Source organism: Rhodococcus sp. AG1013 (genome assembly GCF_003350365.1).
GTDB lineage: Bacteria > Actinomycetota > Actinomycetes > Mycobacteriales > Mycobacteriaceae > Prescottella.
In genome coordinates this window covers 172,470-182,702 of the sequence record NZ_QQAT01000007.1, presented here as the reverse complement: position 1 = coordinate 182,702, position 10,233 = coordinate 172,470, and the positions used below count along the sequence as shown (strand labels likewise).

Sequence of the window (10,233 nt, the reverse complement as noted above, 5' to 3'; positions counted from 1 at the left end):
CCCCCGAGGATGAGGAAGAGATGATGGCCGAGGCGGCCGTGCCGGTGGATCAGGCGAGCCGTCGCGACCCGGACGAGGTCGCCGCGGAGTTCCTCGGCGAGATCCTCGGCGCGCGCAAGATCGACGGTTAGGGCGTGTCTCCTGGGCCGCGGTGGAGGGATCGGTGACGACTGCTGGTCGTGTCGGCCACCAAGCACTTGAATGATGAGCGGTGGTTGTTGATCGAGCCGTTGCTTCCTTCCTCGGACGGCCTGCGGGCCGCCTGTTCCGAGACAACCGCCGGGTGGTCGACGGCATCATCTACCGCTACCGGGCCGCAATCGCGTGGCGGCGGGACGTACCTACCGATTTTCGGCCCGTGGCACACGATCTGGAAACGTCAGCGTCGGTATGCCGGCGATGGAACCTGGGACACGATTTCGGCCGCGCTCCTCGCCCATTTCAGATACGAACCGCCTGGTCTACTGGACCGTCGGTAGACACGAACATCTGCCGCGCATACCAACACTGCAGTCGATCCCGTCACCGTTTTGCACGGCGGGCGAGGACCACGAGGCAGCCTAGGGCGAGGACGGCCAGAGCGACGATCAGCAGTCCCACCCGCCAGAGATTGTCGACCTCTCCGTTGATGAGGGCCACCATAGCCATCGGAGCCATGCCCCCGAGAATGGCTGCAGCCTGGTAGCCGAGCGAGGCGCCCGAATAGCGCACCTCCGGCGGGAAGAGTTCTGCGAACAGAGCTGCCTGCGGACCGGTCTGGAACGACATGACGACGCACGAAATGATCAGGGCGGCAGCGAGCGGCCAAATGTTCTGCGGTGACGAGGCGCCGACGAGCAACCACATCGGAACGGCCCATAGCCCCATGCCCACGATGCCGATGCCGTAGATCAGCTTGCGGCCGTAAATGTCGGACAGGTACGCGGTCAGCGGCACCATGGGTACAAGCACTCCCGCTGCCACCAGGATGATCGCGAGGACATCCGATCGGGCAATGTCGAGGGTTGTAGTGGCGACCTGTACCGACCCCGTGATGGTGAGATAGAACATCACGATGCCGACCAGATAGGTGCCACCGGCCATGATCACGGTGCCCCCGTTGTTCCGGATGACCTCGAGAATTGGGGAACGCCGCTTGATCGGTTCGGCGGCCAGCTTGGCCTCGAGCTGCTGGAACTCGGGGGTTTCTTCGAGGTAGCGGTGGATGGCGAATGCGACGAAGAGCATGAACAGGCTGATCCAGAACGGGACGCGCCAGCCCCATGACATGAACGCCTCCGGCGTCACCGCCCACGCTGCGACGAGGAAGACCGCGTTGCCGACGACCACGCCGATCGGGATGCCGAGCTGGGCGAAGCTCCCGTAGAAGCCTCGTCGGTTCGGCGGCGCGTACTCGGTGGCCAGCAAGACTGCGCCACCCCATTGCGCCCCGACAGCAAGGCCTTGGCAGATGCGCAGCAGCACCAGCATCGTCGGGGCGAGCCACACGATCGAGGTGTCCGGCACCAGTCCGATCAAGGTCGTCGCGATGCCCATGATCAGGATCGCAATCACAAGCACCGGCTTACGGCCGTGCTTGTCGCCGAAGTGACCGGAGATGATCCCGCCGATGGGCCGTGCGATGAATCCCACCGCGACGGTAGCGAACGAATTGAGTGCGGCGACAACTTCGCTCTGAGTGGCAAAGAACGTCTTGTTGAAGACCAGAGCGGCGGCCGTCGCGTAGATGAAGAAGTCGTACCACTCGAGGGAGGTCGACACGGCGGCGGCAAACGCAGCCTTACGGGCCGCTCGGCGCGGGTGCGGCGGCGCAGCGTTCGCCAGCGCAGCGCTCGGCGCCGTGGTCTGCTGCGGGGAAGCCGATGATGGGGGCATCTTCGCCTCTTTCGAACTCATGGGACGGACCGAGCGAACGCTCGGTAGCGATGTTCACGTAACATAGGTGACGCACGCCACTGCGGTCAACTTCTGGCGAGGACGCCACACTGTCGTCGAATGGGACTCCGACGGTGCGCTCCCTGGTCGCTGAGTCCCGTGAGGGCGGAGTGGGCTCGGTGGTGATTGAAGTGAAGCAAGCCGGGGTAGAGCAGTTCGGCGTTCGGCTTCCGAGGTGTAGAAGCGGGCGCAGGCCCAACCGTCACCGAGAGTGCGGTGGAACCGCTCGATCTTCCCGTTCGTCTGAGGCCACCCCTCCTCCCACCACTCCCGAGGATGAGGAAGAGATGATGGCCGAGGCGGCCGTGCCGGTGGATCAGGCGAGCCGTCGCGACCCGGACGAGGTCGCCGCGGAGTTCCTCGGCGAAATCCTCGGCGCGCGCAAGATCGACGGTTAGGCGCCGGATACCGGCGACGTCGACCGTTCGAGCGTGAAGTCGATTGTGGCCCGGTCGATTCCGCCGACACCGGGTCGGGGGTCGAGGATCGCCTTCGCCGGGGCGTCGTGCCGGATCCAGGCGTCGCGGCGGAAGTACAGGCGAGTGGTCAGGGTGCGCATCCGCGGCGCCTTGACCGTGACGTGCAGGTGCGCCGGTCGCCACGCGTTCCAGCCCTCGTTCGCGATGAACCAACCGGTCGGGCCGTCAGCCGGAATCTGATAGGGCGCAGGCGTAATCGTCGCAATCGTGAAACAGCCGTCGTCGTCGGTCGTGACCGTGACGACCGTAGAGGTGCCCGCACGGACCGTCCCGCCGTTGTCGCTGCGACGGACCTGGACGGAGACACCGCGCACACCCCGGCCCGTGTCGTCGTGGATGCGACCTGTCAGCACGAGTGGGCTGCCGACGGGATGTCTCGCAGGTGAGAAGGCCGTGGTGTGGGGAGCGGGCGAGCGAAGGCGGGTCGGCACGGACGTCGAGAAGAACACGGGGATCCCTTCGGCTGGATTATGTCGGCGGACAGAGGATCAGGTAGTGCGGAGGGCCGAGGACGGGGAGACGCCGAATCGGCTGCGGTAGGTGGCCGCGAAGCGGCCGGTGTGGGCGAAGCCCCAGCGCAGGGCCACCGCGGTGACCGTGTCGCCCGGGTCTGCGGCGAGGAGATCGTCGCGGGCGCGGACGAGGCGGATGTCGTTCAGGTACTGGGTCGGACTCCTGCCCACGTACTGCCGGAACCCTTCCTGTAGTCGGCGCACGCTCACGCCGGCCTGCTCGGCCATCTCGCCGGCCGTCCACCGGTGGGCGGGGTCGCCGTGCAGGGCGTCGATGACCCGCTTGACGATTCGTGGTCGCGCCGCGACGGCGCCCCCCGTGCCCTCCGGATCGTCCGGTACGGCCGCGAGGACGAACGCGGTGGTGACGGCGCTGAGCAGTTGGTCCGCGACCAGATCGTTCTGCAGCAGGCAGTTCGGTCCTTCCATCTGGTCGGAGAGCGATTCGACGAACCGCATCCACGTCGTCCCTGCGGGGGCGGACAGGTCCACCTGGCTTGGCAGTGGACGATCGGGGCGCGCGAGTATTCGATGCATTTCCCGTTCCAGGTACTCGTGATCGAAACGGACACCGATGATTTCGCACGAGGCAGCCCAGTGAGGGATCCGGGTGTCGGTGTCGGGTGGGCACACCGTGGCGGTGCCCGGCAGCGACGACACCTCGCGCCCGCCGACGACCGAGTCGAGTCGACCCGACACCGGAATGTTGACGCCGTAGGCTCCGGGGTGATCGGACCGGATCGAGACGTCGGCACCCCAGCCGAGTCGAGCGATGCGGACAGGTCCCTCCCCGGTGCTGCGCAGGAACGCGCCGTCGGTGTGGACGGGAGTGCGAGGTGTGAGGGTGTGCGGAAAGTAGGCGTCCGCGACTACTTGCGAGATCTCGTCCCAGTCCCGCGATTCGATCTTGCCCGACGGCATCGACATCGTTCCGACCTCCCGACTCGCGTTTCGGCTCCGCGTGTCTCAGGTGTATGAGCCAATTGAACGCCGACGGCAGGCGTGCCACCAGGGGCGCCGGCGGCTCGGTGGCAGGTTCCCGCGCGATCCGGATCGGGTTCGCGCTTCCCGGCCCGGGGCAAACGAACATTCGACCGGGCGTCGCCGAGCCGCGGCCGCAGCCGATCGGGACGTTGTCGCAGCTGTTGTCTAGCCTGATCGGCATGCTTGTTGTGACGACGAACGACATTCCCGGCTGGGAGATCCAGCGCGTGATCGGCGAGGTCTTCGGACTGACCGTCCGGTCCCGCAACATCGGTTCGCAGATCGGCGCCGGCCTCAAGTCGCTGGTGGGAGGTGAGCTCCAGGGCATGACGAAGAACCTGACCGAGAGCCGTAACGAGGCGATGAGCCGACTGATCAACGAGGCGTCGCAGCGGGGCGGGAACGTGATCGTCGCGATGCGGTTCGAGACGTCCGACCTCGGCGGCAACTGGTCGGAGATCTGCGCGTACGGCACCGCGGCCTACGCGGTACCCGTCACCGACGCCGCGAGGCAGACGGCAGCCGAGTTGGGCTATCGAAACTGACGCGAGCCGTCGAGCCGAACCGGTTCCCTGTCCCGTCCGTGGGACTGGCTGTCGGGAGTCGACGCCGCACGGTCAGTGACCGAACGGCGGTCACGCGCGGCGAGGGGCCTGCGGCAAGGACGCGAAAGGCCCTGCCCGAGATCGGAATCGAACTCGGGCAGGGCCGGTCGCGCGCGGGAACCGGGTGACCGGGCTCAGGCTGTTCCGGTGCGTCGCCGGCGGAGCAGCAGGACGCCGCCCCCGGCCAGGCCCACTGCCGCCGTGATTCCGGCGACGGCCGGGTTCACGAGGGGGACGGCGGCGGTGTCGGCGGTCGCCATTTCGAGGCAGTCGGCGGTGCCGGTGCACGAGGCCGGCACGCCTCCGGGCAGAGCGGACGGGGCGGCCACGAGGGACACGAGGTTGTGGTCGCCCTGCTGCGCATACGTTTTGGTGACCACGCTGTAGACGACGGTCACCGTCTGGCCGGGCTGCAGGGTTCCGGCAATGCCGAAGGTGTCGCCAGAGCCCTGGACTGACAGGGCGGCGTCCGAACTGGTCGGTCCGGAGACGAGGTCCGCGTCGTCGAGCAGGCCCGCGAGCGCCAGCGCCTGGTCGACCACGAGCGGTTGGGCGCCGGTGTTGGTGAAGGTGACGGTGTAGTTGACCACCTGGTTGTCGTCCAGCGGGCCCGATGCGTCGGCGGTGTGCGTCAGCTGCAGCTCGCTCGGTGCCGCGTCGAGTCGCAGCGAGACGTTGTCGGCGAACGCGTCGAGGGTGCCGTAGGCGACGGAGAAGGCGAGTTCGACCGTCACGGAGCGGGTGCCGACCGGAACGGGCGCCGAGGCGTCGCGGCGGGCGAATCCCCGTACGCCACCACGGTCGCTGTTGGTCACGGCGGGCAGCGAGAAAGTGCCCAGGACCGTACCGGACGCGTCCGTGAAGGCGTAGTTGACGCCGACGCGGTCGTTCTGGCCGGCGATCCCGCCCAGATAGGCCCCGCCGAGGGCGGTCACCTTGCCTGTGTCGATGCTGGCCGCCGACGGCGTCAGGTCGACAACCTGCGTGGCGTTCCTGTTGGAACTACCCGCGACCCCGAAGAAGCTGCCGCCGCCGTCGAACGTCTGCCCGGTCGAGCCCTTCCCGTCGACGATCAGCGGCGACATACCGGCGTATTCCCTCGACATGAAGTTGGGGCCCGCCCATCCGGTGGTGCCGTTCTCGGCGTCGCCGTTGACGATCAGCTCACCCGGTTGCGCGGCAAGCGGATCCGCTCCGGCCGGTGCCGCGGCGATCCCCCAGGTGGTCGCGGTCAGAGCAACCGCCAGACCGGAGACGGTCCTTGCGAACGACGCCATCCTCATTCTTGCTCCATTCTCGTGCCGCCTGCAGCGTCACGGGTCCGCAACAGGTGGGGACTCCCCCCACGGTCAGGTTCGCCCACGAAGTGGCACGGAGACGGTTCGGCGAGATCACTGTGCGGCCTCGCGCGCGGACTGTGCGCCATCCCGCACCGCTGCGGGATGGCACGAGCACGCTCCGACGGTCCGGCTATCCGACCGATACGGCGATTCGCGTCGAGGATGAGAAGTCACCGTCGGGTGCGTAGTCCGGCAACCGCGACCCGGCCCCGACCAATTCGGCAATCGCGGCGGCGGCGCGCGCGCCGGCGTGCCCGTCGCCGTACGGGTTTCCGGCGGCCGTCATCGTTCGGTACGCGTCGGCGTCGAGGAATAGCCGCGTCGCCTCGCTGAAGATCGCGTCCGGTCGGGTGCCGACCAGCAGAGCACACCCGGCGTCGATGGCCTCGGGGCGCTCGGTGGTGTCGCGCAGCACCAGTACGGGTACTCCGAAAGTCGGTGCTTCCTCTTGGATTCCGCCGGAGTCGGTGAGGACCAGATGGGCGTGACGGAGCGCGGTTGCCAGGTCGGTGTACTCCAGCGGCTCGGTGAGCAGAATGCGTTCGTGCCCACCCAGGTTCGCGGTCAGTGTCTCGCGCACCATCGGATTCGGGTGCATCGGGCAGAGAACGACGATGTCGGGCACGGCCTCGACGATCCGTCGCACCGACTTCGCGATCGCGCTCATCGTTGGCCCCCACGACTCGCGGCGATGCAGCGTCAGCAGAACGAGGCGTCGACCGCCGGCCAACGCGGTCTGCAGGGCGGGGTCGGTGGGCGGGATGTCGCTGGACGCCACGGTGAGCAGCGCGTCGACGACGGTGTTGCCCGTCACCGTGACCCGATCGGGCACGACACCCTCGTCGAGCAGATTGCGGCGGGCCAGGTTTGTGGGGCACAGATGCAGCGCCGTCACAGCCGCCGTCATCCGCCGATTACCCTCCTCCGGAAACGGGTTGCCGAGGTCGTGCGAGCGCAGCCCGGCCTCGAGGTGGACGACGGGGATGTTCTCGCTGAACGCGGCCAGGGCGGCCGCGGTGGAGCTGGACGTGTCACCGTGGACCACCACCGCGTCGGGGCGTTCGGCGCGGAGCACCGCACTCGCGGCCGTGGTGACGCGGCCGGACAGCCGGCCCAGCGGTTGACCCGGCTCCATGAGGTTCAGGTCGTGGTCGGCGGAGATCCTGAACGTGGCGTGGACCTGGTCGACGAGGCTGGTGTGCTGGCCGGTGACGATGACGGTCGGGTCGAGTGCGGGATGGGCCTCGAGTGCCTTCACCAGGGGTGCACATTTGATGGCTTCCGGGCGGGTTCCGTAGATGACCGCGATTCGAGCCGACCGTGACTCGCTGCGCGCGGATTGGTGCGACAATTTGCTGTCCCTTTCGCTCATCTCGATCCGCAGTCCGACTGTCGGATCGGTGCATTCGTCGACAGCCAACCCGACCTCTCGATGCTGTCGGGTCTTGCGGAGCCAGGAGGCGGGGCGCCGCACAGATCGGTGCGGCACCCCGCAGTTCCCGCACCGATTCGGTGAAATCCCCGCCGACCCGTGGTTTACGGAGGCGGAGAGCTCTGGTCAAGCGTTAGATATAGGCGATCACGATCAATATGACTGGAAGAAGGGCGCGACGGCAACGATGAACGAGGGCGGATTCCGCAGCCGCACGGCCGAGCCGATCTCCACCCTTCGACAGGTTCAGGATGCTTTCGAGGCCGCCGAACTCGGTCTCGGATCTGCGCTCGTGATCACTGGACCCACCGGGTCCGGACGCACTCGTCTGCTGGGTGAGTTGGTCGTCAATTCCTCCTTCGACACGGTCTCCATCGGCGGCGCGTCGAACGTGTGCGAGCAGGTCGACTACAGCCTGATGGCGTTGCTCGGCCGATCGGGTCGGCAGCGCGATGCTTCCCGGCGGACGGCGGGCCTCGAGATCCGCGAATCCGCGATCGCCACCCGCGCCGAACATCTGCTCGACGCGATCGCGCGGCATGCCGATCACGAGGGGCCGTTGGCGATACTCGTCGACGATGCCGACCGCATGGGGGAGGACTGCCAAACGCTCCTCGGGTACGTGGGGCGAAGGCTCGCGAATCATCGGGTCGTCCTGGTGCTCGTCAGCGGAGTCGAACCGCCCGAACCGTTCCTGCCCCTGTCTCAAGTCGCAGTGCCCCCGCTCGGGAAGGCCGCTGCAGTCGCGCTCATGACCGAGGCGCTCGGAAGAACCCCGGCGCCGGCTCTCGTCGATGAGCTGCACCGCATCTCGCGCAGTAATCCGGGTGCGTTGCTGGAGCTGTGCGAGACGGTCACCGAGCGGCAGGTCGACGGAATCGAGTCGATCCGCTATCCGATCGTGGTCAGCGGCTCCCGCGCGTCGCGTTGGATGGAGATCGACGACCGTATGACCGAGAACCAGCGGACGATGTTGTCCCTTCTGGCGGTGGCGAAGTCGGTTGCAGTACCGGATCTGCTCGAACTGGCTGCGGACCGGGCAAGCGCCGACCCCGAACGCGAGTTGGACGGATTGCTCTCGCTGCGACAGCTGGAACGGATCGGGGACCGGGTACGGATCGGCAGTCAGCTGGACCGGTGGGCCGTCTACGGGACTGCCACCCCCGGCCGCCGGGCGCTCGCGCACACCCTGGTCGACGAGCGGGGGTATCAGAGAGAGCTCGGTAGCGGACGTGACGGCGTCACGGACGCTTCGGTCCTGCGTCCTGTCGACGCGGAACTCGAGCCGCAGCAGGTCCTGGAGAACGCCGACGCGATGGCCCGCGAGTGGTCGTGTTCTGTCGCCCTGTCGATTCTGCGTGACGCAATCTCGATGTCGTGCGGCACGAGCGCGAGCGCACTGCGGTTGACCGCCGCGAAGCTCGCGCTCGAACAGGGATTCCGCAGCGACGCCGAGAGTCTCGCGGACGAGGTGGTGTGGTCGGATGCATGCGTGGCAGACCGTGCCGCGGCCGAACTCGTCAAGATCGAGGCGCGCTATCTCGCCGATCGGCCGATCAACGTCGAGTCCGTCGTCGACGCAGTGCGCGAGTGTGCCGACGAGGCCCCCGCCGCCGCGATGGACCTGGCAGGGGTCGCGATACTCTTTCAGCTCGAGCAGGGCCAGTTCTACGGTGTGTACGAGCTGTACAGGTTGGCGGAGCGTATCCACACCCGCCACCCCGGAAGCCCCTGCGATGCGCTCACGCTGGCACGCATGAGCCTGGCGCTGGTGCGGGAGAACTCCGAGGAGGCGCAGTCTCTGCACAACGAGGCGGACGCCGTCGAGCCGTTCTCCCGGCGTGACTTTCGTGAGATCGTCGCCTCGGGGATGTTCCTCACCCGGCTGGGACGGGTCGAGGAGGCCCGGGCACGGTTCGAATGCGCTTCGAATCCGTCCCTGACCCCACTCCAACGGATGTACCTGCTCACGGCGCAGGTCGACTGCGAGATCATTGCGGGAAACCCCGTCGGAGCGAGGAATCTCTGGGAACACGCCGACGCGATCCTCTCGTCGCACACGCACCTGCGCACGCTGCGGCTCGCTCAGCGCGTGCAGATCCTGGGGTTGCAGGGACAGTTCTGCGAGGCCGAACAGATTGCGGCCCAGTTGCTTTCCGTCGGTGCGTCGGGGGAGATCGACAGCCTGCAGGCGAGGGTGCTCGCCGTGCTGGGCGAGAACGCATTGATGCAGGGTGATGCGGAACGGGCGATCGCCCTGCTCGAGCAGAGCATCGACCACGTCGACCGGCATGCGTGCATCTGGAAGACGCAACGGTACGTCGACCTCATCGAGGCGCTCGTGCTTGCCGGCGACCTGCGGGCCGCGGCGCGCATGCTGGACGTGACGACCGAACGGCTGCAGCGGCGCACCCAGACGACTCTGACGTCGGCGATCCTGGCACGGGGACGGCTGCTGGTCGCCGAAATCACTGATGCCCGTGAGCTGGTCGAGTTGGCGCTGGGTTCCCGGGACGACAAGGTTCCCGCGCTGGAGCGGGCTCGTTCCCTGGCGATCTATGCCGACAGGCTGCTCGAGCACGGCAAGGTGACCCAGAGCCGTCAGCGTGCGCGGACGGCCTTCGCGCTGTTCGAGCGCATCGGCGCCGACGGGTGGATCAGTGGTGGTCGTTGGTCCACCCGCACCGGCATGGAGGCCGCCGTGCCCCCGGCATCCGGTGATCCTCGACTCGGGACGCTGAGCGACATCGAGCGGCGGGTGGTCCAACTCGTCGTGCAGGGCATGCGCAACCGTGAGATCGCTGCGCAACTGTACGTTTCGCAGCGCATGGTGGAGAAGCATCTCACCAGCATCTTCCGCAAACTTGGTATCCGTTCGCGCGCCGAGGTCTTCGCGTTGATCAAGAACGAGCAGCCGGCGTCTGCCTCGAGCATCCCTGTGTGAGG

The 10,233-nt window shown here is 67.5% G+C and carries 7 protein-coding genes and 1 pseudogene; 2 read left to right on the top strand and 6 right to left on the bottom strand.

What is annotated here, in order from left to right; genetic code table 11:
- Positions 1-522: 522 nt before the first annotated feature.
- The 4 genes and pseudogenes from DEU38_RS11785 to DEU38_RS11765 all read right to left on the bottom strand — a co-directional run bounded on the left by DEU38_RS11785 (position 523) and on the right by DEU38_RS11765 (position 3,853).
- On the bottom strand, positions 523-1,875 hold the full coding sequence (locus DEU38_RS11785) for an MFS transporter (protein WP_114721298.1): 1,353 nt from the start codon (positions 1,873-1,875) through the stop codon (positions 523-525).
- 86 nt (positions 1,876-1,961) lie between these two features.
- Positions 1,962-2,184: pseudogene (locus DEU38_RS11780) on the bottom strand (integrase core domain-containing protein); the annotation flags it as partial.
- A 145-nt stretch (positions 2,185-2,329) separates the two neighbouring features.
- On the bottom strand, positions 2,330-2,845 hold the full coding sequence (locus tag DEU38_RS11770; protein ID WP_114721415.1) for a carboxypeptidase regulatory-like domain-containing protein: 516 nt from the start codon (positions 2,843-2,845) through the stop codon (positions 2,330-2,332).
- A 57-nt stretch (positions 2,846-2,902) separates the two neighbouring features.
- A complete protein-coding gene (locus DEU38_RS11765; protein WP_114721296.1) occupies positions 2,903-3,853 on the bottom strand; it encodes an AraC family transcriptional regulator in 951 nt (316 codons plus the stop codon).
- A 236-nt stretch (positions 3,854-4,089) separates the two neighbouring features.
- On the opposite strand from DEU38_RS11765, the gene DEU38_RS11760 reads away from it, so the two are divergent.
- Positions 4,090-4,455 carry a YbjQ family protein gene (locus tag DEU38_RS11760; protein ID WP_114721413.1) on the top strand — a complete coding sequence of 122 codons (366 nt, stop codon included), beginning with the start codon at positions 4,090-4,092 and terminating at the stop codon, positions 4,453-4,455.
- Between the two features lie 194 nt (positions 4,456-4,649).
- Here the strand turns inward: DEU38_RS11760 and DEU38_RS28435 are convergent, their stop codons facing one another.
- A complete protein-coding gene (locus tag DEU38_RS28435; protein ID WP_181818749.1) occupies positions 4,650-5,798 on the bottom strand; it encodes a hypothetical protein in 1,149 nt (382 codons plus the stop codon).
- Positions 5,799-5,985: 187 nt separating this feature from the next.
- A complete protein-coding gene (gene wecB, locus DEU38_RS11750) occupies positions 5,986-7,227 on the bottom strand; it encodes a non-hydrolyzing UDP-N-acetylglucosamine 2-epimerase (RefSeq protein ID WP_114721411.1) in 1,242 nt (413 codons plus the stop codon).
- Between the two features lie 247 nt (positions 7,228-7,474).
- Here wecB and DEU38_RS11745 point away from each other — a divergent pair, with 247 nt between their 5' ends.
- Positions 7,475-10,231 carry a LuxR family transcriptional regulator gene (locus DEU38_RS11745; protein ID WP_181818748.1) on the top strand — a complete coding sequence of 919 codons (2,757 nt, stop codon included), beginning with the start codon at positions 7,475-7,477 and terminating at the stop codon, positions 10,229-10,231.
- The last annotated feature ends 2 nt before the right edge of the window (positions 10,232-10,233 follow it).